The 22947-nt window shown below is 73.4% G+C and carries 20 protein-coding genes; 11 read left to right on the top strand and 9 right to left on the bottom strand.

Annotated features, from left to right (window positions below; all coding sequences use genetic code 11):
• Positions 1-78: 78 nt before the first annotated feature.
• Together ACFY0D_RS25045 and ACFY0D_RS25040 are read left to right on the top strand one after the other, a co-directional pair.
• Positions 79-2907, top strand: a complete 2829-nt coding sequence (locus ACFY0D_RS25045) for an SNF2-related protein (protein ID WP_390800294.1) — start codon at positions 79-81, stop codon at positions 2905-2907.
• Positions 2904-4109: an SWIM zinc finger family protein gene (locus ACFY0D_RS25040; RefSeq protein ID WP_390800293.1), complete on the top strand. Its 1206-nt coding sequence runs from the start codon at positions 2904-2906 to the stop codon at positions 4107-4109. Before ACFY0D_RS25045 ends, ACFY0D_RS25040 begins: the two co-directional genes overlap by 4 nt.
• Here the strand turns inward: ACFY0D_RS25040 and ACFY0D_RS25035 are convergent.
• Complete coding sequence (locus ACFY0D_RS25035) at positions 4090-4638, bottom strand: hypothetical protein (protein ID WP_390800292.1); 549 nt, start codon at positions 4636-4638, stop codon at positions 4090-4092. The genes ACFY0D_RS25040 and ACFY0D_RS25035 overlap by 20 nt on opposite strands.
• Here ACFY0D_RS25035 and ACFY0D_RS25030 point away from each other — a divergent pair.
• Positions 4637-5479, top strand: coding sequence for a chaplin (locus ACFY0D_RS25030; protein ID WP_390800291.1), 843 nt, complete (start codon positions 4637-4639; stop codon positions 5477-5479). The genes ACFY0D_RS25035 and ACFY0D_RS25030 overlap by 2 nt on opposite strands.
• 6 nt (positions 5480-5485) lie before the next feature.
• Here ACFY0D_RS25030 and ACFY0D_RS25025 read toward each other — a convergent pair whose 3' ends face one another.
• On the bottom strand, positions 5486-6178 hold the full coding sequence (locus ACFY0D_RS25025) for a DUF2293 domain-containing protein (RefSeq protein ID WP_390800290.1): 693 nt from the start codon (positions 6176-6178) through the stop codon (positions 5486-5488).
• A 271-nt stretch (positions 6179-6449) separates the two neighbouring features.
• On the opposite strand from ACFY0D_RS25025, the gene ACFY0D_RS25020 reads away from it, so the two are divergent.
• Positions 6450-6722: a hypothetical protein gene (locus ACFY0D_RS25020; RefSeq protein WP_390800289.1), complete on the top strand. Its 273-nt coding sequence runs from the start codon at positions 6450-6452 to the stop codon at positions 6720-6722.
• On the opposite strand, the gene ACFY0D_RS25015 is transcribed toward ACFY0D_RS25020, so the two are convergent.
• Positions 6675-8120, bottom strand: a complete 1446-nt coding sequence (locus ACFY0D_RS25015; RefSeq protein WP_390800288.1) for a WGR domain-containing protein — start codon at positions 8118-8120, stop codon at positions 6675-6677. The genes ACFY0D_RS25020 and ACFY0D_RS25015 overlap by 48 nt on opposite strands.
• A 93-nt stretch (positions 8121-8213) precedes the next feature.
• Between ACFY0D_RS25015 and ACFY0D_RS25010 the strand changes: the two genes are divergently transcribed.
• Complete coding sequence (locus ACFY0D_RS25010; protein ID WP_390800287.1) at positions 8214-8861, top strand: uridine kinase; 648 nt, start codon at positions 8214-8216, stop codon at positions 8859-8861.
• A 128-nt stretch (positions 8862-8989) separates the two neighbouring features.
• Here the strand turns inward: ACFY0D_RS25010 and ACFY0D_RS25005 are convergent, their stop codons facing one another.
• Together ACFY0D_RS25005 and ACFY0D_RS25000 are read right to left on the bottom strand one after the other, a co-directional pair.
• Positions 8990-9889, bottom strand: a complete 900-nt coding sequence (locus ACFY0D_RS25005; RefSeq protein ID WP_390800286.1) for a carbohydrate kinase family protein — start codon at positions 9887-9889, stop codon at positions 8990-8992.
• Positions 9886-10818 (bottom strand): pseudouridine-5'-phosphate glycosidase, encoded by a 933-nt coding sequence (locus tag ACFY0D_RS25000; protein WP_301371836.1) that lies wholly within the window; start codon positions 10816-10818, stop codon positions 9886-9888. Before ACFY0D_RS25000 ends, ACFY0D_RS25005 begins: the two co-directional genes overlap by 4 nt.
• Positions 10819-10900: 82 nt before the next feature.
• Here ACFY0D_RS25000 and ACFY0D_RS24995 point away from each other — a divergent pair, with 82 nt between their 5' ends.
• Both ACFY0D_RS24995 and ACFY0D_RS24990 read left to right on the top strand, forming a co-directional pair.
• Positions 10901-11686, top strand: a complete 786-nt coding sequence (locus ACFY0D_RS24995; RefSeq protein ID WP_390800285.1) for a class I SAM-dependent methyltransferase — start codon at positions 10901-10903, stop codon at positions 11684-11686.
• Positions 11687-11751: 65 nt separating this feature from the next.
• A complete protein-coding gene (locus tag ACFY0D_RS24990; protein ID WP_390800284.1) occupies positions 11752-12120 on the top strand; it encodes a cupin domain-containing protein in 369 nt (122 codons plus the stop codon).
• Here ACFY0D_RS24990 and ACFY0D_RS24985 read toward each other — a convergent pair.
• The 3 genes from ACFY0D_RS24985 to ACFY0D_RS24975 form a co-directional block, all read right to left on the bottom strand.
• Positions 12110-13327, bottom strand: a complete 1218-nt coding sequence (locus tag ACFY0D_RS24985; protein ID WP_390800398.1) for an MFS transporter — start codon at positions 13325-13327, stop codon at positions 12110-12112. The two genes, ACFY0D_RS24990 and ACFY0D_RS24985, sit on opposite strands and share 11 nt — an antisense overlap.
• Positions 13328-13642: 315 nt before the next feature.
• Positions 13643-14215 carry a methylated-DNA--[protein]-cysteine S-methyltransferase gene (locus ACFY0D_RS24980; protein ID WP_390800283.1) on the bottom strand — a complete coding sequence of 191 codons (573 nt, stop codon included), beginning with the start codon at positions 14213-14215 and terminating at the stop codon, positions 13643-13645.
• Between the two features lie 95 nt (positions 14216-14310).
• Positions 14311-15243 (bottom strand): glycerophosphodiester phosphodiesterase, encoded by a 933-nt coding sequence (locus ACFY0D_RS24975; RefSeq protein WP_390800282.1) that lies wholly within the window; start codon positions 15241-15243, stop codon positions 14311-14313.
• Positions 15244-15477: 234 nt separating this feature from the next.
• Between ACFY0D_RS24975 and uvrB the strand changes: the two genes are divergently transcribed.
• From uvrB to ACFY0D_RS24955, 4 genes are all read left to right on the top strand, one after another.
• A complete protein-coding gene (gene uvrB, locus ACFY0D_RS24970) occupies positions 15478-17634 on the top strand; it encodes an excinuclease ABC subunit UvrB (protein ID WP_390800281.1) in 2157 nt (718 codons plus the stop codon).
• Positions 17635-17722: 88 nt separating this feature from the next.
• Positions 17723-18301: a TerD family protein gene (locus ACFY0D_RS24965; RefSeq protein WP_030762430.1), complete on the top strand. Its 579-nt coding sequence runs from the start codon at positions 17723-17725 to the stop codon at positions 18299-18301.
• 43 nt (positions 18302-18344) lie between these two features.
• Positions 18345-20303, top strand: a complete 1959-nt coding sequence (locus tag ACFY0D_RS24960; RefSeq protein ID WP_390800280.1) for a TerD family protein — start codon at positions 18345-18347, stop codon at positions 20301-20303.
• Between the two features lie 239 nt (positions 20304-20542).
• Positions 20543-21526 carry a TerC family protein gene (locus tag ACFY0D_RS24955; protein ID WP_390800279.1) on the top strand — a complete coding sequence of 328 codons (984 nt, stop codon included), beginning with the start codon at positions 20543-20545 and terminating at the stop codon, positions 21524-21526.
• A gap of 28 nt (positions 21527-21554) precedes the next feature.
• Here the strand turns inward: ACFY0D_RS24955 and ACFY0D_RS24950 are convergent, their stop codons facing one another.
• Positions 21555-22871, bottom strand: coding sequence for an MFS transporter (locus ACFY0D_RS24950; RefSeq protein WP_390800397.1), 1317 nt, complete (start codon positions 22869-22871; stop codon positions 21555-21557).
• Positions 22872-22947 lie beyond the last annotated feature (76 nt).

The raw sequence follows: 22947 nt of genomic DNA, 5'->3' as shown, positions 1-22947 counted from the left end.
CAGTGGTCGCGCCTAGACTCGTCGGCACAGGAGCGCACCGACGGGCACCACCGGGGACCGAGGGGGAGGGGGACAGTGATGAGTACGCAGCCGCAGGCCACCGCGCTGCTGCGGCACGCCGCGGTCTTCCTGCCCGCAGCCGTCCCCCGCGAGGGGCGGGTCGCCTTCTGGGCGCCCGACGGGGAGCCCCTGCCCGAGGCGGGCACGCCGACGCCGCTCACCGTCGTACGCCCGCACGGCGACGGGGTCCGCAGCCGGACCGTGCCCGCGGTGACCTTCTCCGTCGCATCCGCCCTGCCCCTGCTCGCGCGGGCGCCCCACAGCCCCGCCGCGCATCCCGCCACCCGCGCCTGGGGCACCGCCGCCCGGCAGGCCCTCACCCTCGCCGCCCGTGGCCGGCTCCTCCCCGGGCTCACCCCCGAGGGCGTCGACGCCTGGCGGGCCGGGCCGCTCGACGCCGCCGACATCGACCACCTCCGCGCGGTCGCCGCCGCGCTGCCGTACGAGGGGTACGCGACGCCCCTGGCCGGGCGCCGCCCGCTCCAACTGCCCGAACCGGAGGCACTGGTCCGCGCGTTCCTCGACGCCGTCGCCGACGGCCTGCCCCGCACCCCGGCCGCGGCCGTGGCCGCCGGGCGGCCGTTCGCCGCACGCGAGCCGCAGCGGGTGCCCGGGATACAGGACTGGGCCGCGCAGGTCGCGGCCGGCTCCGACACCGGCGTCGGGATCTCGCTCCGGCTCGACCTGTCCTCGTTCCGGCTCTTCGACGAGGCCGAGGACGCCGACACCCGGCGCGCCGGAGCCGCCGTCGTCCAGGTGCACAGCCTCGCCGACCCGACCCTGGTCACCGACGCCGGGCAGCTGTGGGCGGGCACGGCGGCGACCGGGTTCGGCCCGCGCGCCCGGATCGACGCCGTGCTCGCGCTGCGCCGGGCCGCCCGGATCTGGCCGCCGCTCCTGCGCCTGCTGGACCAGCCCGTGCCCGATGCCCTGGCTCTGTCCGACCCGGAGCTGGAGGACCTGCTGGGGGTGGCCGCGAGCCGGCTGGCCGCCGCCGAGGTCCTGGTCCACTGGCCGCGCGAGCTGGCCCGCACGCTGTCGGCGACCGCCGTCGTACGGTCCACCGCGCCCGGTTCGGCGACCGACGGGACCGCCTTCTTCGACGCCGAGCACCTCTTCGCCTTCTCCTGGGAGCTGGCGCTGGGCGGCGACCGGCTCACCCCGGGGGAGATGGACGCGCTGGCCCAGGCGCACCGGCCCGTCGTCCGGCTGCGCGACCGGTGGGTGCGGGTCGATCCGGAGCTGGTGCGCAAGGCGCGCAAGCGGGAGCTGGGCGTGCTGGACCCGGTCGACGCGCTGGCCACCGTACTGTCGGGGACGGCCGAGGTCGACGGCGTGACGGTCGAGGCGGTGCCGGTGGGGGCCCTGGCGGCCCTGCGGGACCGGCTGACGCGGGAGCAGGCACCGCTGCCGCAGCCCGCCGCCCTCAAGGCCACCCTGCGCGACTACCAGGCGCGCGGCCTGGCCTGGCTGGACCTGATGACCTCCCTCGGCCTCGGCGGCTGTCTCGCCGACGACATGGGCCTCGGCAAGACCGTCACGCTGATCGCGCTGCACCTGCACCGGGACCGGCCGGAGCCCACCCTCGTGGTGTGTCCCGCGTCCCTCCTCGGCAACTGGCAGCGGGAGATCGAGAGGTTCGCCCCCGGCACGCCCGTGCGCCGCTTCCACGGCAACAGCCGCAGCACCGAGGACCTGACGTCCTGCGCGGGCGGGTTCGTCCTCACCACGTACGGGACGATGCGCGCCAGCGCCGCCCTGCTCGCCGAACAGAGCTGGGGCATGGTCGTCGCCGATGAGGCACAGCACGTCAAGAACCCGCATTCGGCGACCGCGAAGGCGCTGCGCACGGTGCCGGCGCCGGCCCGGGTGGCGCTGACCGGTACCCCGGTGGAGAACAACCTCTCCGAGCTGTGGGCACTGCTCGACTGGACCACGCCCGGGCTGCTGGGCCCGCTCACCGCCTTCCGGGCCCGCCACGCGCGCCCGGTGGAGCACCAGCAGGAGGAGGACGGCGGCAACGAGGCGGCGGTCGCCCGGCTGTCCGCGCTCGTGCGGCCGTTCCTGCTGCGCCGCAAGAAGTCCGACCCCGGCATCGCGCCCGAGCTGCCGCCGAAGACGGAGACCGATCATCCGGTCTCCCTCACCCGGGAGCAGGCCTCGCTCTACCAGGCGGCAGTGGACGAGGCGATGGCCGTGATCGAGTCGAGCGAGGGCATGGAACGGCGCGGCATGATCATGAAGCTGCTGGCCTCGCTCAAGCAGATCTGCAACCACCCCGCCCAGTACCTGAAGGAGGAGCAGCCCCGGATCCCGCACCGCTCGGGCAAACTCGCCCTGCTGGACGAGCTGCTGGACACGATCCTGGCCGAGGGCGGCTCGGTGCTGGTCTTCACCCAGTACGTGACGATGGCCCGCCTGATCGAACGGCACCTGCAGGCCCGCGGGATCAGCTCGCAGCTGCTGCACGGCGGGACGCCGGTGCCGCGCCGTGAGGAGCTCGTCGACCGTTTCCAGGCGGGCGAGGTCCCGGTGTTCCTGCTGTCCCTGAAGGCGGCGGGCACCGGGCTGAACCTCACCCGGGCCGGGCACGTCATCCACTTCGACCGCTGGTGGAACCCGGCCGTCGAGGAACAGGCCACCGACCGCGCCTACCGCATCGGCCAGACCCAGCCCGTACAGGTCCACCGGATCATCGCCGAGGGCACCGTCGAGGACCGGATCGCCGAGATGCTGGAGGCGAAGCGGGCCCTGGCGGACGCCGTCCTGGGCTCCGGCGAGTCGGCGCTGACCGAGCTGACCGACCGCGAGCTGGCCGACCTCGTCTCCCTGCGGAGGCCCGGATGATCACTGCGCGGGACGACCGCCGCCGCACCTTCGAGACCGTGCCCGCCGGGGCCGAGGCGGTGAGCTGGTGGGGCCGGGCCTGGGTGTCGGCGCTGGAGGAGGTCTCCCGCGACGCGGCCCGCCTGGCCCGGGGGCGTACGTACGCGGACGGGGGACACGTCAGCGCGGTCACCGTCACCCCCGGCCGGATCGTGGCGTACGTGCGGGGCAGCCGGCCCCGCCCGTACCGCACCGAGCTGACCCTGCCCGCCTTCGCGGACCCGGAGTGGGACGAACTGCTGGAGACGGTCGCGGCCGACCCGTCGGCGCTCGCCGCCCTGCTGGAACGGGAGGTTCCGCAGTCGCTCGCGGGCGCCGTCCTGCCCGGCGCGGGCGAGCTGGTCCCGCACTGCTCCTGCCCGGACTTCGGGCAGCCGCCGTGCAAGCACGCGGCGGCCCTCTGCTACCGCGCTGCCCGCCTCCTGGACGAGGACCCCTTCGTCCTGCTGCTCCTGCGCGGCCGGGGCGAGCGGGAGCTGCTCGACGAGCTGACCCGCCGCAACGCCGCCCACGCCGCGCGCGAACAGCCGGACACGGCACCCGACTTCCCCGGTGTTCCGGCCCGGGCGGCGCTCGCCCGCACCAGCCTGCCCCTGCTGCCCGCGCCGCTTCCCGTGCCCGCCGCCGCGGGCCTTCCGCCCGCCTACCCGGCCGACCCGGCGGCTCCGGACCCGCTGGCCCTCGACCAGCTCGCCTCCGACGCGGCCGCCCGCGCCCTGGCCCTCCTCACCACCGGCGAGGACCCGATCGCCGGGCTCACCGTGTGGCAGGACGCCGTCCGGCTGGCGTCCGCGCACCCCACGGCGGGGCTGACGGGCGCGGCCCGCACCCTGTACCGGGACCTGGCCCGTGCCACCGGCCGCACCACCACCGATCTCGCCCGGGCCGCCGCGGCCTGGCGCCAGGGCGGGCGCCCGGCCCTCGACGCCCTCGAAGAGCCCTGGGACCCGCCCGCGGGCCCCTTCGACCGGGCCCGCCCGGCCCTGCTCGCCGCCGGCCAGGGCTCCTTCCGCCCCGACCGCAACCGCCTGACGATCCGTACCCGCCAGCTCCGCCTCGGCCGAGAGGGCCTCTGGTACGCCTACGAGGACCGCCACGGCGACCAGGACTGGTGGCCGACCGGCCGCCCCTCCCCGGACCCGGTCAGCGCTCTGCTGGGCTGATGCCCTCCGCCCAGCGCGTCAGGGTGGTGAAGTCGCGGTCGCGGAGGCCGCGGCGTGGGTGGATGCGCAGCAGGAGGGCCGGGGCCGGATGGTGTTCGGCGACCCAGGCGCGGTCGCGCGGGGTGATCATGTCGTCGACCCAGGCGAAGGGCCGGCCGGCTGCCCAGTCGCGGAGGTGGCGGGTCTTCCAGGAGAGGCCGTCGGGGTCATCGGCGAAGAGTTCGGGCCACTCGACGACCGTGAGGTCGCCCGGCAGCCCGATGTGCGGGGAGATCATCGTGTTGGCCTGGTGCGTCCAGGCGGTGGCCCAGGTGAGCTCGAAGGGCAGGGCCAGCAGCCGGGCGCCGTGGGAGGGGTGGAGGCGGACCCGGGCGCCGCGCCTGGCCTTGCGGGACTCCGGGTCGCGGTAGGAGAGCCAGACGTCGGGCCACATCCGGTGGCTCCGGTATCCACGCAAACCGGCCAGGGGGGAGCGGAACGGGTTGAGGGGGCCGTCCACGTCGAGGAGGAGCAGCGGGCGATCGGTCATGAAGTACCCACTACCCAGTACACGATTGAGTGAAATGCCTACCGCCGCTATAACCCGAATGGGGTCAGAGCGTTGTTTCCGGTGCGGGGACATTACCCGCGAACTTCTCCGGAAGGCAGGGAAACTGATGCGTCACAGTCGTCGGAATGGCGTGATCGCGGCGGTGGTTGCGGGAGGCGGACTGGCGGTCGCGGGTGTGGGCGGATTCGCCTACGCCGACGCGGACGCGGGTGGCCGGGCCGAGCGCTCGCCGGGGCTGCTGTCCGGAAACCTCGTCCAACTGCCGGTGCACATCCCGGTGAACGCGTGCGGGAACACCGTGAGCGTAGTCGGCGTGCTCAACTCGGCCGCCGGGAACCGCTGTAGCAACGAGACACCGAGCGGTGGCGGCGGGAATTCGGGTACGCGCGCCGCGGATTCCGCGAAACCAGGAGGCGGGAGCGGCGGAGGGGCCGTCGCGGAGGGACGCGGAAAGGATTCTCCGGGAGTGCTGTCCGGCAACGGGCTCCAGCTGCCGGTCGACCTCCCCGTGAACATCAGCGGCAACGCGGTGAGCGTGGTCGGCGTCGGGAACTCCTCCCACGGCAACACGTCCGTCAACGGCGAGGAACCCACGGGCGGCAAGCCCGTCCAGCCGCCGGTCGTCGAACAGCCGGTGACCCCGCCCGTGGCCGCGCCCGCGCCCGCGCCCCCGGCCCCGCGCCCGGCACCGCCCGCCCCGCCGCGGCACAGCGAGGCGCTCGCCCACACCGGGTCGGACGGCGTCGGCTACCTGCTGCCCGGCGGCGGCGCGCTCCTCCTCGGCGGGGTGCTCCTCTACCGCCGCTTCCGCCTCAACTGAGCGGGCTCAGGCCGAAAGATCCGGAGCGGGCGTGGACGCCTGCCCCGGAGGCGGCGTACGCCACCCGTCCAGGATGGCGTCGATCCGCGGGGCCAGCCGGGCGCGGGCCGCGAAGCGGGGGACACCCGCCATCAGCAGGGCGTCGTACTCGGTGTCGGTATGCCGCACCGCCGCCCGGACCGCGACGGAGACCGCCAGTTCGTCGAGGGCCCGGCCGGCCGCGGTACGGCCCACCCGGCCGCTGCCACGCACCGAGGCGTGCGTGGCGATCGCCACGGCCCGGTCGGCCGGACACCCGGGGAACAGCCGCACGATCTCGGCGGCGAAGGCCGCCGTGAACCGGGTGTCCTCGGCCGTACGCCGCCGCCGGTCGCGCTCCCGGCGGCGCGCCCGCGCCTCGGAGTCCGCGAGGCAGGCGCGCTCCGCGCGCGCCAGCGCGGCCTCCTCGACGAGGAGGCCCAGGCGCTCGTAGCGGTGCCGGCGCCTGTTGAAGCGGACGACGACGGCGCAGAGCGAACTGGCCTCGCGGGAGCGGCGGGTGAGCGCCGTGTCCCCCCGAGGGAGATAGACGAGATGGCCGAGATCCGTACAGTCCAGGCAGCGGGGCACGCCGGACTCGCGGACGAGATGCCGGAGCGGGCCCTGCCGGCAGTCGGCGCAGTGGATCTGCTTCAGCGACTCAAAAACCACCAGGCTCATGGACATGTGATACCGCTGTATGACCCTCATATCACCTGGTGAAGAAGGCATGCTGATGTTTCGTCGACTGTTCCTGGATGACCCGCGGGCCTTTTACCGTGGAGCGGTGGACCGCAGGGGGTCCGTCGAGGAGGGGCACATGGGTGGGCTGCGGACGATGACGGCACGGCCGGGCGGAGCATGCGTCGCCACGGCCCCGACTGGCCGGGAGATAGTCATACCGCCGGGCGGTTGCACGGGATGGCACTTCCACCGGGTCAGACTCGACGCGGTGGTCCTGGCAGGCACCCTGACCCGGGTCCTGCACGACCGCACCATCGAGGTGCACACGACCGGGACCACCTTCGTGGAGCCCGCGGGCATAGGGCACATCCACCTGGGCCACAACCTCGGCACCGAGCCGGTCGTGCTCTACGTGACCCCCGCGCTCCCCGCGGGAACCCCCTTCGCGATACCCGCGCCGGCCCCGGCCGGCGCCACGCAGGCGGCCTGCCGCTCACACAAGCCGTCGTATCTCTCCGCGGACCCGGTAGAAGCCTCCTGAGGCGGCGTGCAGCCCCTCGACCACGTACCGGGCGCCGGGCTCCCGTATCCCGCGCGGGAACTGGACGTTCCACGAGGGCTCGAAGCCGTCCGACACCACCTGCACCCGCATCCGGCCGCCCTGCTGGACGCACTCCACCACCACACCGCCGGCCGGCGCCGTGGCCACCGAGACCGTCGCCACCGCCGAGGCCGACGCGGCCGGTGTGAACACCGGGAGCGCAGCCGCCGACTTCACGTCCATGGGCGCGGGCACCGAGCCCTGCTGGGCAGCCGCGATCGCAAGCTCGGTCGCGTCCACGCAGACCAGCGACCCGTCCGTGGTGACGAGGTACAGCCGCTCGTCCAGGTACTGCATGGACAGGGCCGACCCGCCGCCCGTCCCCAGCTTCCACAGTCGCCGGCCGTCGGCGTCGAAGCAGTAGACCGAGGAGGAGGAGTCGCCGGCGAAGACGTGCCGCCCGTCGGGCGAGGTCGCGCACGAGTACACCGCGGCGTCGCACGCGTAGGAGGCCTCCACCGCCCCCGTCGCCTTCGAGAGCCGCTGCACGGTGTTGCGGACCGTGCCCGCGTACACCGCGTGGTCCTCCTGCCAGCCGAACAGCACCCCGCCGGGGGTCTTGGTGTGCCACAACTGCCCGCTGCCGTCGGCCGCGTACGCCGTCACACCGCCGCTGTGCCCGTGGAAGACCGCCCGCTCGTCCGCCCGGACCATCCAGGCGCCCGTCCCGCCGGACTTCCGCGACCACTGGTGCTCGTCCTCGTGGTCGATGACGGTCAGGCCGCCGTTCGCGTCGGAGACGTTCAGCACGCCCTCGTGGATGTCGAGCCAGTAGATGTCCACGTCCGCCGCGATCGCGTAGGCCCCGAACGGCACCTTCGACGACAGGTCGTACACCGTGCCGTCGTCACAGCCCGCGTATATCCAGAACTCGTCCGCGACCAGGCACTTCACCCCGTCCGGCAGCGAATACCGGGCGAGCACCTCGCCGCCGTGGCTCAGCGTGTACACATCGCCCGCCTGGTTGCCGACCCAGCACCGGTCCTCGTCCACGTGAATGCCGAAGGCCGAGGAACCGGTCCGGAAGCGCCACAGCACCGGAGCCACCGCGCGCGCCGTCGAGGGCGCCGAGGTCACCTGGCGGCGGGTCACCGACCGGGCGGCGCGCTGCCCCTGCACGGCCGGGGCGTACCCCTTGCGCACCTTCTCCCCGATCTTCTTCGCGGCGGCCGCGCGGGCCTTCTCGGCGCTCGGGAAGGCGGAGGTCTGCAGCTGGCCGTCCGCGCCGATGCGCCCGTACCGCACCGACACGGCCGTGCCGTCGACGGTCACCTCGTAGAACTTGTGCGCCGCGCCGTCGTCCTGCGACAGCTCCAGATACGTCGTCTCCCGAGCCATGACAAACCTCTCCCCAAAGGCAGCGCCGCCGGCTCCCTTTCGGCCGGTGATCCCTCGTGAAAAACGCTAAGGCCCACCACTGACAATGGGCTCGTGCAGTGGGAAGCGATCACATGGCAGCGGATGGCCGAGCGGCTCGCCGGTCACCTCGACGACCCCGGCCATGCCCCCGGGCCGGGCAGTTGGCAGCGGGTGGGCATCGACGGCGCCCCCGCCGCCGGGACCGGCGTGCTCGCCGGTGAACTCGCCGAAGCGCTGCGGCTGCGCGGCCGCCCGTGCCTGGTGGTGCCGGCCGACGGATTCCTGCGGCCGGCCTCCCTCCGCTTCGAGTTCGGCCGGCAGGACGTGGACTCCTACCTCGGCGGCTGGTACGACACGGCCGCGCTCTGGCGGGAGGTCTTCGGCCCGACCGACCCCGGCGGAAGCGGGCGGGTGCTGCCTGACCTCTGGGACCCGGTGACCGACCGGGCGACCCGCAGTCCGTACGCCGAACTCCCGCCCGGCGGCGTGCTGCTCGTGCACGGCCCACTGCTGCTGGGCCACTGGTTCCCCTTCGACCTGAGCGTCCACATCCGGCTCTCCGCCGGCGCGCTCGCCCGCCGCACCGAGGAGTCCGCGCGCTGGACACTGCCCGCCTTCGCGCGCTACGAGGCCGACACCGACCCGGCGTCGGCCGCCGACGCGGTGGTCCGGGCCGACGACCCCCGCCACCCCGCCTGGACCGGCATCCGGAGCCGCTGACGGGCCGGGCAGGGCAGCCCCCGGTCAGGGGCCGCCTCCGGGCAGGGCCGCCCCCGGTCACGGCCGCCCCCGGGCAGAGCCGCCCCCGGTCAGGGGCCGCCTCCGGCCTGACCGGCAAGAACACCCCCCTACGGCCGGCCGCCCGGCCGGGTCACCGCCAGGGCCGCGGCCCGGCACCCGGCGCGGGCGGCCTCGGCCGGGTCCGCGCCCTCCAGCCGGGCCGCGAGGAAGCCCCCGGTGAAGGCGTCCCCGGCGCCCGTGGAGTCCACCGCCTCGACCGGCTCCGCCTCGACCTCGGCGGTGATCCGGCCGCGTTCGGCGATCAGCGCCCCGGCCGCGCCGCGGGTCACCACCACCAGCGGCACCCGCAGGCTGAGCTCCGCCGCCGCCCGGGCCACCCCCGCCGGCTCCGGCAGCCCGGCCAGCAGCCGGGCCTCGTCCTCGTTCGGCAGCAGCACGTCCGCCCCCGCCACGGCGTCCAGGAAGCGCTGCGGCCCGAGGCCGGCCAGGAATCCCGCCGAGGCGGGGTCCACGCTCACCTGCACCCCCCGGGTCCGGGCCGCCCGCAGCGCGACCACGGCCAGCTCCCGGCTGCTGTCGGCGAAGAACAGATAACCGGACAGGTGCAGATGGGCCGCCCCGTCCAGCAGGGAGGGGTTCCAGTCGGCGGGGCACAGCCGCAGCGAGGCCCCGCTGTCGGTCAGGAACGTCCGCTCCGCGTCCTTGCCGACCAGCGCGACCACCGTCCCGGTCGGCTCCTGCGTGTCGATCACCAGCCGCGGCCGCACCCCCGCGTCCACCAGAGCCCGCTCGTGCCAGCGCGCCGACTCGGCGCCCACCCGCGCCAGGAGCCGTACCTCCGCGGTCCCCGTACGGGCCGCCCAGCAAGCCGCGTTGGCCCCGGCCCCGCCCGGCAGGGTCCGGATGCGGGCCGCCGTGTCGGTGGCCGGAGCCAGCGGCTCCGGATGTATGGCCACCACGTCCGTCACCACGTCACCGACGACGAGCAGCGCCCCCGGCCCGGTCATGCCCGCGCCGCCCAGGCCCCCGCGATCCGGGCGCCGAGCCGTACGTTGCCTCGTACCGCAGCCAGGTTCGCCTCCAGCGAGGCCCCGTCCGTCGCCCGCGCCAGGAACCCCAGCAGGAACGGCGTCACCGCCTGCCCCGTGATCCCGCGCTCGCGGCACTCGGCGAGCGCCTGCGCCAGTACCCGGTCGTGCAGCTCGGGATCGAGCTGCTCCTCCCGCGCCACCGGATTGGCCACCAGCAGCGCCGAGTCCGCACCGCCCAGCGCGTCCTGCGCCGCCATCACCGCGGCGACCTCCTCGGGACCGTGCACGGTCCAGTCCACCGGCTCGCCCGAGTCGGCCAGGTAGAACCCGGGGAAGCGGTCCGTCCCGTAGCCGAGCACCCCCACCCCCAGCGTCTCCAGCCGCTGCAGCGTGCCCGGTACGTCCAGGATCGACTTCACCCCCGCGCACACCACGGTGATCCGCGTCCGCGCCAGCAGCGACAGGTCCGCCGACTCGTCCTGCGTCTGCGCCCACTCCCGGTGCACGCCGCCCAGCCCGCCCGTGGCGAAGACCCGCAGGCCCGCCCGGGCGGCGAGGAAGGCCGTCGCGGACACCGTCGTCGCGCCGGTCGCCCCCGTCGCCAGCGCGGGCGCCAGATCCCGGTGGCCGAGCTTGCGCACGCCCTCGCCGCCCGCGATCCGCTCCAGCTGCGCCTTGTCCAGGCCCGCGTACGCCACCCCGTCCATGACCGCGATCGTCGCCGGAACCGCGCCCTCCGCGCGGACCAGGGCCTCCAGTTCGAGGCCCACCGCCAAGTTGCGGGGGCGGGGCAGACCGTGCGCGATGATCGTCGACTCCAGGGCCACCACGGGCTTTCCCCGGGCGAGTGCCTCGCGTACCTCTGCCGACAGGACCGGGATCTCAGATGCTCTGTGCTGTGACATGTCCCCATCCATGGCACGGGATTGACGCCCCCAAACACCCTCCCGCCACACCCGTCCCAACCTGTCCGAGTAGCGTTCCCCCATGGACACGCGCGGCTTCTACGACGAGCTGGCCGACCGTTACGACCTCATCTACGCGGACTGGGACGCGTCCGTGACCCGGCAGGGCCGGGCCCTCGACGCCCTGCTCACCGCCGCGCTGGGCCCGGGGCCGCACACGGTGCTCGACAACGCCTGCGGCATCGGAACCCAGGCGCTGGGCCTCGCGGCACTGGGCCACCGGGTCACCGGGACCGACCTGAGCCCCGCCTCCGTGGCCCGCGCAGCCCGCGAGGCCGCACAGCGCTCGCTCGCCCTGCCCGTCGCCGTCGCCGACATGCGGGATCTGCCCTTCGCGGACGCCTCCTTCGACGCCGTGGTCTGCGCCGACAACGCGCTGCCGCACCTGCTGACCGCCGAGGACGTCGGCGCCGCGCTGGCCGAAACCCGGCGGGTGCTGCGCCCCGGCGGACTGCTGCTGCTCTCCACCCGCCCGTACGGCGAACTGCTCCGGACCCGCCCGCAGAGCGAGGCCCCGCGCGTCCGCACCGGCCCCGACGGGCGGACCATCACCTTCCAGCTGTGGCACTGGCACGCCGACGGGGAGCGGTACGACGTGGACCTGTTCCAGCTGCTGCCGACCGGTGCCACCTGGACCACACGGACGTCGACGGCCACGTACTGGGCACTGCCGCAGGAGCGGACCGCCGGGTTCGCCAGGGACGCCGGCCTGCGCGAGACGGTCTGGCACGCGCCGGCGGACACCGGGTTCCTCCAGCCGGTGCTCACCGCCCGGAGCCCCGGTCCGACTGGACAGGGTGACTCGTAGGCCGGGCCCTTCCTGGACGCTGTGGTCACCGCGCCGCGGGGCGGGCCGCACTAGGCTGGCGGGCCATGAGCACCAGTGATCACCCCGCCGCCCCCGCCTCCTTCTCCGTCTCCGTCGCGGACGTAGAACTGGAGGCGGACGACCTCGACCCCGGGCAGATCGTCTCCGGCGAGCCCGTCGTGACGGGCAAGGTCCTGTGGGAGTCGGCGGACGGCAAGCAGGTGCGCGGGATCTGGCAGATCACCCCCGGCGTGGTCACCGACGTCGAGGCGAACGAGCTCTTCGTGGTGGTCAGCGGCCGCGCCACCGTCGAGGTCGAGGGCGGCGAGACCCTGGAGGTCGGCCCCGGCTCCGCCTGCGTGCTCCGGGAGGGCGACCGCACCACCTGGACCGTGCACGAGACGCTGCGCAAGGCCTACCACATCAGCTACTGACACCCTTCGCGGCCGTGGGTACGGGTACGGGGTGGCGGCGCGCCGTGAACAGCGCGAGCGCCGCCATCGGCAGCAGCAGCGCGGCGCCGACGGCGTTCAGCCAGCCGTAGCCCACCCCGGACATGATCAGCCCGGCGGCCGCTCCGCCCACGCCGGCGGCCGCGTTCATGGTGAGGTCGCTCAGCCCCTGTACGGCGGCCCGCGCGGGCTGCGGCACCGAGTCCGTCAGCAGGGCCGAGCCGGACACCATCCCGGCGGACCAGCCGAGTCCGAGCAGGAAGAGGCCGAGCGCGCTCCGGCCGTGGCTGGGCCCGGCCGTTCCGGCGAGCAGCGCGGCGAGGGACAGGAGCCCGGCGGCCAGGCCGATCACGGAGAGCCGGCCGAGCCGGTCCGCGAGCCAGCCCATCACGGGGGAGAAGGCGAACATGCCCGCGATGTGACCGCTGATCACCAGCCCGATGAGCTCCAGGCCGGCGCCGTGGTGGCCCAGGTCCATCGGGGTCATCACCATGATCGAGACCATGGTGGTGTGCGACACGGCGACGGTGAGCAGGGCGAGCCGGGCCCGCGGCGAGGCCTTCACGGCGGCGAAGCCGGCCCGCAGCGAGCGCCCTTCGCGGGTCTGCTCCTCGGGCGCGGCGAGCGCCCGGGCCGTCAGCAGCGGGTCGGGTCGCAGGAACACGGCGATCAGTGTGCCGGTGAGCAGGAAGACGGCGGCGGCCCATACGAACGGGCCGGCCGTCTCGGGTATCGCGGTGCCGGCGAAGCTGCGGCTGGCCGGTGCGGACAGGTTGGGCCCGAGGACCGCGCCTACGGTCGACGCCCAGACCACGACCGAGATGGCCCGGGCACGGTGGTCCGGGGCCGCGAGGTCCGCGGCGGCGAACCGGGCCTGCAGGTTGGCGGAGGAGGCGGCGCCGAAGGCGGCCATGCCGAGCAGCAGCAGCGGGAAGCTCTTGATCGTGGCGGCGAGGACGACCAGGCCCGCTCCGGCGGCGCCGATCCCGTAGGCCAGGACCAGTCCGGGGCGACGGCCGCGCGCGTTCATCAGCGCGGCGAGCGGCAGCGAGACGAGGGCGGTGCCGATCACCGCGGCGGTGGAGGCGACGCCGGACAGCGCCTCGGTGCCGCTGACCTCGGTGGCGAGTACGGGGGCCAGGGCGATGCTGATCGGCACGCCGAGGCCGCCGAGGGCCTGCCCGGCCATGAGGACCCGGGAGGTGCGGCGCTGCAGCCGGGCCAGCTCGGGCGGGCCGAGGGGCCGCACGGGCCGGGCGGTACCGGGCGAGGCGGTCACGGCGTACACCGGCTTCGCGGGTGCGTGACACGGGGCGCGGAGGACGCGGGGAGGCCGGGAGCGGCGGCAGGAGTAGTCACCGCCGCAGTGTGCCAGCCCTTACCGCCCGGCGGAACCGTGCCGGAGCCCGGCCGGTCCGCGGCCGGTCCGCAGCCCGGTTCGCAGCCCGGTCGCAGTCCGGTCGCAGTCCGGTCCGCGGGACGGGTCCGCAGGTCAGGGCCCCGTTCAGAACAGCGGCTGCGGAAGCACTCCCTCCAGCGCGAGCAGCTGCCGCTTGGTCTCCACCCCGCCGCCGAATCCGCCGATGCCGCCGTCGTTCTCCACGACCCGGTGGCATGCCACCACCAGCGGCAGCGGGTTCGAGCCCATGGCGTTGCCCACGGCCTGGGCGGCGCCGGGCTGTCCGGCGCGGGCTGCCAGCTCCCCGTAGCCGACGACCGATCCGTAGGGCACGGAGCGGTCCAGCTCCTGGAGCACCTGGCGGTTGAAGCCGGAGCTCAGGCGCCAGTCCAGCGGCAGCTCGAAGCGGCGCAGCGACCCCCCGAAGTACGCGGTGAGCTGGCGTATCGGCTCGGCCAGCAGCGCTTCCTCGCCCGGCGCGGGGCGCCGGGCGTCGGCGCCGAGCCGGGAGACGAGCGGGCCGATCATCCTGTCGACCCGGTCCGGCTCGGCATGGAACTCGACCCGGACCAGACCTTCCGGGGTCGCGGCCAGGAGCAGGGGCCCGCCGAGGACGCCGTCGCCGGCGACGACGGTCCATTCGAGGTGCGGCCCGCGGGGCCGCTCGGTGCTGTCCACTCGTCCACGGTACGACCATCCGCCGACACAGCGGTCACGGTTGTGGATCTCGGCCACATCGCCCGCCTGCCCGCCCGCCCTGACGCAGGCGCGGATCAGAACCCGCCGACCGCGTCCTGGACCACGTCCGGGGCGTTGGTGATGATCCCGTCCACTCCCATGGCCTGCACCTTCCGGGCGGTGGCCGCGTCGTCCACGATCCAGGTGTCCACCTCCATGGCCTTGCCGTGGGCGCCGCGCAGGCCGTGCACGGCGGAGACCCAGTCGGCCGAGATCGTCGTGTGCCACGGGTTGATGCGGTCGGTGAACTCCGCGTAGCGCGGCAGGTCCGCCACGGTGGGGGTGCCCAGGAAGGCCGTCACCAGGTCCGGGCGCAGCCCGTGCACGATGCGCACGGAGTCGGCGCTGAAGCTCTGCACCACCAGGCGCTGTGCGACGTGGCGCGTGTCGAGCCAGCCGGCCTCGTCCAGCACCTTCAGGGTCTGCTCCTCGATCCCGGGGTAGAGCTCCGGCTTCTTGATCTCCAGCAGCAGGCGCTGCCGGTTGCGCTGTACCCGGTCGAGGTACTGCCGCAGGGTCGGCACGGAGGCGCCCGCGTACTCGGCGCCGAACCAGCTGCCCGCGTCCAGCTGCGCGATCTCGGCCGCCGTGAAGTCCTGGACCTTCCAGGGCGCGCGGTTCGGGAACCGCTGCTCGACGTCGGTGGTCCGGGCCAGGGTGTCGTCGTGGATCACCACCAGCACGCCGTCCCTGGTGCGCTGCACGTCGTTCTCGACCCAGTCGAAGCCCATCTGCATCGCCAGGTCGATCGCGTCGAGGGTGTTCTCCGGGGCGTAGGCGGAGGCCCCTCGGTGGGCGTACACGACAGGGCCCCCCAGCGCGGCCCGGCCGGTGCCGGTGCCGGTGCCGGTGCCCGTGCCGGTGGCGGATCCGGGACCGGTGGCGGCGTACGAGGCCGTCCCGCCCAGCAGGGTGAGAGTGAAGCCCAGGAATGCGGCGGCGGCCGCGGCGGCGGGTCGGACGTACATGTGCGTTCTCCTCGGGTCGTGAGCCCTGTTCCTGCGTCAGACGGGTGCGGAGCGGCAGACGTTGTGGCGATGCACTTCACCGCGATCATGGGGTTGAAGATCACTGAGCCGCCACCGAACTACGACAAACGGACCAGAACGAATGACGGCGGCCCGGGCGGCCGGGAGCGTCCGGAGCGCGCCGCCGGCCCGCGGGGGCGCGTGAGTGTCAGTGGGGGGTCGTACGGTTGACCCATGCGGCCCGTATCGAAGATCGAACGCACGGTGGCGCCTTTCGAGGTCGTCAGCCCCTACCAGCCCAGCGGCGACCAGCCGGCGGCCATCGCCGAGCTGGAGAAGCGCATCCGTGCAGGTGAGAAGGATGTCGTCCTGCTGGGTGCGACCGGCACCGGCAAGTCGGCGACGACCGCCTGGATGATCGAGAAGCTCCAGCGCCCCACCCTGGTCATGGCGCCGAACAAGACGCTCGCCGCCCAGCTGGCGAACGAGTTCCGCGAGCTCCTGCCGAACAACGCCGTCGAGTACTTCGTCTCGTACTACGACTACTACCAGCCCGAGGCCTACGTACCGCAGTCGGACACGTACATCGAGAAGGACTCCTCGATCAACGAGGAGGTGGAGCGGCTGCGCCACTCCGCCACCAACTCGCTGCTGACCCGGCGCGACGTGATCGTCGTCGCCTCCGTGTCCTGCATCTACGGCCTCGGTACCCCGCAGGAGTACGTCGACCGGATGGTCTCCCTCAAGGTGGGCGAGGAGACGGACCGGGACCAGCTGCTGCGCCGCTTCGTGGACATCCAGTACACGCGCAACGACGTCGCCTTCACCCGCGGCACCTTCCGGGTGCGCGGGGACACGATCGAGATCTTCCCGGTCTACGAGGAACTGGCCGTCCGCATCGAAATGTTCGGCGACGAGATCGAGGCCCTCTCCACCCTGCACCCGCTGACCGGCGAGGTCATCAGCGAGGACCGCGAGCTGTACGTCTTCCCCGCCAGCCACTACGTCGCCGGCCCCGAGCGCATGGAGAAGGCGGTCCGCGGCATCGAGGCGGAGCTGGCCGAGCGCCTCGCCGAGCTGGAGAAGCAGGGCAAGATGCTGGAGGCGCAGCGGCTGCGCATGCGCACCACGTACGACCTGGAGATGATGCGCCAGATCGGGTCCTGCTCCGGCATCGAGAACTACTCGCTGCACATGGACGACCGCGAGCGCGGCTCCGCGCCCAACACCCTCATCGACTACTTCCCGGAGGACTTCCTCCTGGTCATCGACGAGTCGCACGTCACCGTGCCGCAGATCGGCGCCATGTACGAGGGCGACGCCTCCCGCAAGCGCACCCTGGTCGACCACGGGTTCCGGCTGCCGTCCGCCCTGGACAACCGGCCGCTGAAGTGGGAGGAGTTCCAGGAGCGCATCGGCCAGACCGTCTACCTGTCGGCGACCCCCGGAAAGTACGAGCTCTCCCGCGGCGACGGCTTCGTCGAACAGATCATCCGCCCCACCGGCCTCATCGACCCCGAGGTCGTGGTCAAGCCCACCGAGGGGCAGATCGACGACCTGGTCCACGAGATCCGGCAGCGGGTCGAGAAGGACGAGCGGATCCTCGTCACCACCCTCACCAAGAAGATGGCCGAGGACCTCACGGACTACTTCCTGGAGCTCGGCATCCAGGTGCGGTACCTGCACAGCGACGTGGACACCCTGCGCCGCATCGAGCTGCTGCGCGAGCTGCGGGCCGGTGAGTACGACGTCCTGGTCGGCATCAACCTGCTCCGCGAGGGCCTCGACCTGCCCGAGGTGTCCCTGGTGGCGATCCTCGACGCCGACAAGGAGGGCTTCCTGCGCTCCGGGACCTCCCTGATCCAGACCATCGGCCGCGCCGCGCGCAACGTGTCCGGCCAGGTCCACATGTACGCGGACAAGATGACCCCGGCGATGGAGAAGGCCATCGACGAGACCAACCGGCGCCGCGAGAAGCAGATCGCCTACAACACGGCGAACGGGATCGACCCGCAGCCGCTGCGCAAGAAGATCAACGACATCGTCGCCACCATCGCCCGCGAGGAACTGGACACCGAGGAGCTCCTCGGCACCGGATACCGGCAGGCGAAGGACGGCAAGGGCGCCAAGGCCCCGGTCCCGGCGCTCGGCGGCCGGGCAGCCGTGGGCAAGACCGGCGGAAAGGGCGCGAAGGGTGCGAAGGGGGCGGTGGGTGCCGAGGTGCTCACCGACCGGCCCGCAGCCGAACTGGCCGCGCTCATCGAGCAGATGACCGAGCGCATGCGCGGAGCGGCCGCCGAGCTCCAGTTCGAGGTCGCGGCCCGGATCCGGGACGAGGTGGGCGAGCTGAAGAAGGAGTTGCGGCAGATGAAGGAAGCGGGCCTCGCCTGACCGGGAGCCGGTCAGTAGGGTTGGGTCTCAGCCGCAGGTACATGCTGCACGCCCCGTCATGGGGCGGGCCAGGGAGAGGGGACAGTACGTGACGGTCAACATGACCAAGGGTCAGGCCATCAGTCTGCAGAAGGCGGACGGAGGCACGCTGACCGCGGTCCGTATGGGCCTCGGCTGGCAGGCGGCGAAGCGCCGCGGACTGTTCGGCTCGCGGACCCGGGAGATCGACCTCGACGCCTCGGCGGTGCTCTTCGCCGACAAGCAGCCCGTCGACGTGGTCTTCTTCCGGCACCTGCAGAGCGACGACGGCTCGGTGCGCCACACCGGTGACAACCTCGTCGGTGGCGTCGGCCAGGGCGGGGACGACGAGGCGATCCTCGTCGACCTCCAGCGCGTGCCGGTGCACATCGACCAGATCGTCTTCACGGTGAACTCCTTCACCGGCCAGACGTTCCAGGAAGTGCAGAACGCGTTCTGCCGCATCGTCGACGAGACCAACGGCCAGGAGCTGGCCCGCTACACCCTCGACGGCGGCGGTCAGTACACCGCGCAGATCATGGCCAAGGTGTCCCGCGCGGGCGCCGGCTGGCAGATGACGGCCCTCGGGAACCCGGCCAACGGCCGCACCTTCCAGGACCTCATGCCGGCGATCCTGCCGCACCTGTAGCAGTACCGGACAAGAGAAGAAGGCACGGGGGAGGGGCTGCACGATGACGGCCGAACTGGTCCGGGGGCAGAACCACCCCGTGTCCCAGAGCCGGGTGGAGATCAGGGTTTCGGCGGGCACGCCCGTGCTCACCCTGGCCTCGCTCGCCGACGAACAGGGCCGGTTCGCCGGCAACGGGATCCTCGCCCACCCGGGCGCCAGGTCCCTCCCCGGCATCGAGTCGCCAGGCGAGCTCGCCGAGCGGCACACCTTCACCGTCGACCTCGACGAGGTCGCGGCGGACGTCCACCGGCTCGGTGTGCTGCTCGTCCTCCCGCCCGGCGGCCCGGTCCGCTTCGGTGCGGTACCGGCCTCCTACGTGGCCGTGGCCGACCCGGGAGGCGCCGAGCTCGCCGGTTACACCCTGACGGGGCTCGACGCCGAGACGGCCGTCGTCGCCCTGGAGCTGTACCGGCGCCAGGGCACCTGGAAGGTCCGCGCCGTGGGCCAGGGCTACGCCGACGGCCTCGGCGCCCTGCTCGCCGACGGCGGGCTGCCCGCACCTGCCGCCGCAAAGCTGGCCGCCGCCGCGCTCGGCACGACCTCCCGTACCGCGGGGGCCGACGCCACCCTCGCGACCATGCCGACCCTCGTCGGCGACCTGCGCGCCCCGCAGACCCCGCAGGCCCCCGCGCCCGCCCCCGAACCGCCGGACCCGGTCCCCGTCTCCGGGCACCCGTACACCGGTACGCCCGGCCCCGCGCCCGGTGGCGACAGTGCGGGCTCCCCGCCCACCATCAGCTACGCCCACCCGCGGCGCCGCCGCACCAGCACCGAGCCCCCCGAGCCCGCGCCGAGGGCCGCCGCGCCGCAGGAACCCGGACAGCACCCGCGGCCCGTCGCCGGGGACGCCAGCGGCTGGTCCATGGAGGAGCGGCTCTACAACCAGGTCTGGGGGATGTTCGAGGACCTGGCCCGCACGGTCGCCGCCTACCGCAGTGCCGTCGAGTTCGCCGACTCCCGCATGGACCGCGAGCTCGACGAGGCCCTGTCCGACCCGCGCCACCGCCTCGGCGGCTCCGGGAACGCCGCCCGCGACACCGCGCGGGCCCGCCGCGAGGAACTCGTCGCCCAGGCCCAGGCCGTCCTCGACCGGGACCTGGCCCAGCTGATCGCCGAGTCGGAGGTGGTCGAGCCCGCGCTGCCGGCCGCGTACGCCCGCTGGGACAACCCCGTCTGGCACGGTCACCGCACGCCCGAGGAGAACCCGCTGGCCCTGCGCCTGGGGGACCTGCACCTGCCCGAGCGGCCCGACCTGCGCATCCCCATGCTGAGCCGGGTCCCGCTGGAGCGCGGACTCTGGATCGACAACGGCCGCACCGGCTCCGAGGCCGCGATGACCATGGACACCGACCGGCTGCGCCGCGCCGCCATGGACATGGCCGTCGCCCTGGCGGTCCGGCTGCTCGCCGCCCACCCCGCCGACCGGTTCTCCGTGCACGTCATCGACGCGGCCGGGGCCGGATCCGCCTCCCTGGCGCCGCTCGTACGCGCCGGGGTGCTGGCCGGCCCGCCCGCCGCCGGGGCCACCGGGGTCACCCAGACCCTGGCACGGCTGACCCGGCGGGTGGACCTCGTACAGATGGCGCTGCGGGCCGGTGCCCCCGAGGACCTGCCGCCGGACGTGGACACGGCCGACCAGCTGCTGATCGTGCACGACTTCCCGCACGGCTTCGACGACCGCGCCGTCACCCAGGTGCGCTATCTCGCCGACGAGGGCGCGGCGGTCGGCGTACACCTGCTGATGGTCGCCGACCGCGACGAGGCCTCGGCCTACGGGCCGCTGCTCGACCCGCTGTGGCGCTCCCTGATGCGGCTCTCGCCGGTGCCCGACAACCACCTCGCGGACCCCTGGGTCCATCACGCCTGGACCTTCGAACCGGACCTGCCCCCGCAGGGGAGCAGGGTCCTCGACCAGGCACTGGACCGGGTGGCGGAGGCCCGGCGCACTACCCGTCCGTGACCATTCTTTGGTCTTCCCTTTACCTTTACCGCCTTCGGCGGGTAAGCTCGTCCGTGCGGAGGGGAGTATTCCTGCTTTCCTGCTACGGCGTACCCGTCAATACGGACCACTGCGGTTTTGATGCACGCAGTCGGTCCCGGGGCGTCGGCCCACGGCCTCCAGGCCGCCCGGGTGGAAGAGACCTCCGGCAGCGATGACGCTGACGAAGTGCTGAGCCATCCGCCGGAGGCGTGTTCACCATGGAAGTTTCCTGGGCCCTTTGGGCTGCGACCATTCTCGGTCTGTCCCTCCTCATCGGTGCCGATTTCTTCATCGGCCGCAAACCGCACGATGTGTCGATCAAGGAAGCCGGCACCTGGACGGTCGTCTGGATCGTCCTCGCCGGACTCTTCGGCCTCGGCCTGTGGTTCTTCGGCAACCCCCAGGCGTCACAGGAGTTCTTCGCGGGCTTCATCACCGAGAAGTCGCTGAGCGTCGACAACCTCTTCGTCTTCGTCCTGATCATGGCGAAGTTCGCGGTGCCGTCCCACCTCCAGCAGCGCGTGCTGCTCATCGGCGTACTGATCGCCCTGGTCCTGCGCGCGGTCTTCATCGCCGCCGGCGCCGCGATCATCGCCAGCTTCTCCTGGGTCTTCTACATCTTCGGCGCGTTCCTGATCTACACCGCGTGGAAGCTGATCCAGGAGGCCCGCAAGGACGAGGACGACGAGGAGTTCGAGGAGAACCGTCTCCTGAAGTCCGTCGAGAAGAAGTTCGGCGTCGCGGACCGCTACCACGGCACCAAGCTCTTCATCGTCGACAACGGCAAGCGCGTGCTGACCCCGCTGATGGTCGTCATGCTCGCCATCGGCACCACCGACGTGCTGTTCGCCCTGGACTCCATCCCCGCGATCTTCGGCCTCACCCAGGACCCGTACATCGTCTTCACGGCCAACGCCTTCGCGCTGATGGGTCTGCGCCAGCTGTACTTCCTCATCGGCGGTCTGCTGAAGAAGCTGGTCCACCTCAGCTACGGCCTGTCGATCATCCTGGGCTTCATCGGCGTCAAGCTGGTGCTCCACGCCCTGCACGAGAACGGCGTCCACGTCCCGGTGATCTCGATCCCGGTCTCCCTCGGCGTCATCTGCGGTGTCCTGGTCATCACCACGATCACCAGCCTGATGGCCTCGAAGAAGCAGGCGGCGGCCGAGGCCGCCGCCCGCCCGGAGAACATCGACGCGTAACCGGATCGAAGGATCCGGATCGAAGGATCTACACGGGGGCGGCCGCTTCGGCCGCCCCCGTTTCCGTCGCCCGGCCCGCGGCCGCCCGCTTCGACACGACCGCCGCAACGGTCTCCGGCAGCAGCGCGAAGCAGACCAGGCTGACCAGGGCGATCCCGGTCAGGTACAGCGCGACACCCCACGGCGGACCGGAACCGTCCGCCAGCGCCGTCGCCACGATCGGGGTCAGCGCCCCGCCCAGCACACCGCCCAGGTTGTAGCCGACGGCCGCGCCCGTGCAGCGGATCCGCGGCGCGTACAGCTCGGGCAGGTACGCGGCCACCACCGAGAACATCGTCACCATGCCCAGCAGCGCCCCGGTGAAGCCGATCGTCATCAGCAGCGGATCGGCCGTCCGCAACAGCGCCACCAGCGGGAACATCCACACCGCGCAGATCGCGCACCCGATCAGGCACAGCGGCCGCCGCCCGTAGCGGTCGCCGAGCATCGCGATCAGCGGGGTCACCATTCCCTTGATCGCGACCGAGATCATGATGCAGGCCAGCATCGCCGTGCGGCTCACCGAGAGGTGCTCGGCGGCGTACGCGAGGGACCAGGTGGTGACCGCGTAGAAGACGGCGTACCCGACGGCGAGCGCCCCGCCGGTCAGCAGGAGCAGCCGCCAGTGGCCCCGGAACACCTCGGCCAGCGGGGCCTCGGCCCGCCGGTCCGTCGCGGCGAGCGCCCGGAACTGCGGGGTCTCCTCCACCGAGCGGCGCAGCCACAGACCGGCCAGCGCCAGCACCCCGGCCGCCCAGAACGGCACCCGCCACCCCCAGGCGGTGAACTGGGCATCGGTCAGCGACGCGGACAGCCCCAGCATCAGGCCGTTGGCGAGCAGGAAGCCCACCGCCGGGCCCATCTGCGGGAAGCTCGACCACAGTCCGCGCCGCCGCTCGGGGGCGTGCTCGGCGGTCAGCAGTACGGCGCCGCCCCACTCCCCGCCCAGCCCGAGGCCCTGCAGGAAGCGCAGCAGGAGCAGGAGTAGGGGCGCGGCCATGCCGATCGAGCCGTACGAGGGCACGCAGCCGACGGCCACGGTGGCGAGGCCGGTGAGCAGCAGGGAGGCGAGCAGCACCGGGCGCCTGCCGTAGCGGTCGCCGATGTGGCCGAAGACCGCCGAACCGAGCGGGCGGGCCAGGAAGCCGACGCCGAAGGTGCCGAAGGCGGCGAGGGTTCCGGCGAGCGGGGAGAAGGAGGGGAAGAAGAGCGGGCCGAGCACGAGGGCTGCGGCCGTCCCGTACACGAAGAAGTCGTAGAACTCGATCGCGGTCCCGGCGAGCGAGGCCGTGGCCAGCCGCAGCATGCCGGGCCCGGCGGGGCCGTCGGCTTCGGCGGGCGGGGTCTCGGGCGGCGTGGCGCAGGAGGGGGCGGGGAAAGGG

Origin of the sequence: Streptomyces sp. NPDC001502, from assembly GCF_042894785.1 — a bacterium.
GTDB classification, from domain to species: domain Bacteria; phylum Actinomycetota; class Actinomycetes; order Streptomycetales; family Streptomycetaceae; genus Streptomyces; species Streptomyces kutzneri.
This window is presented reverse-complemented; position numbering and strand designations above follow the sequence as displayed.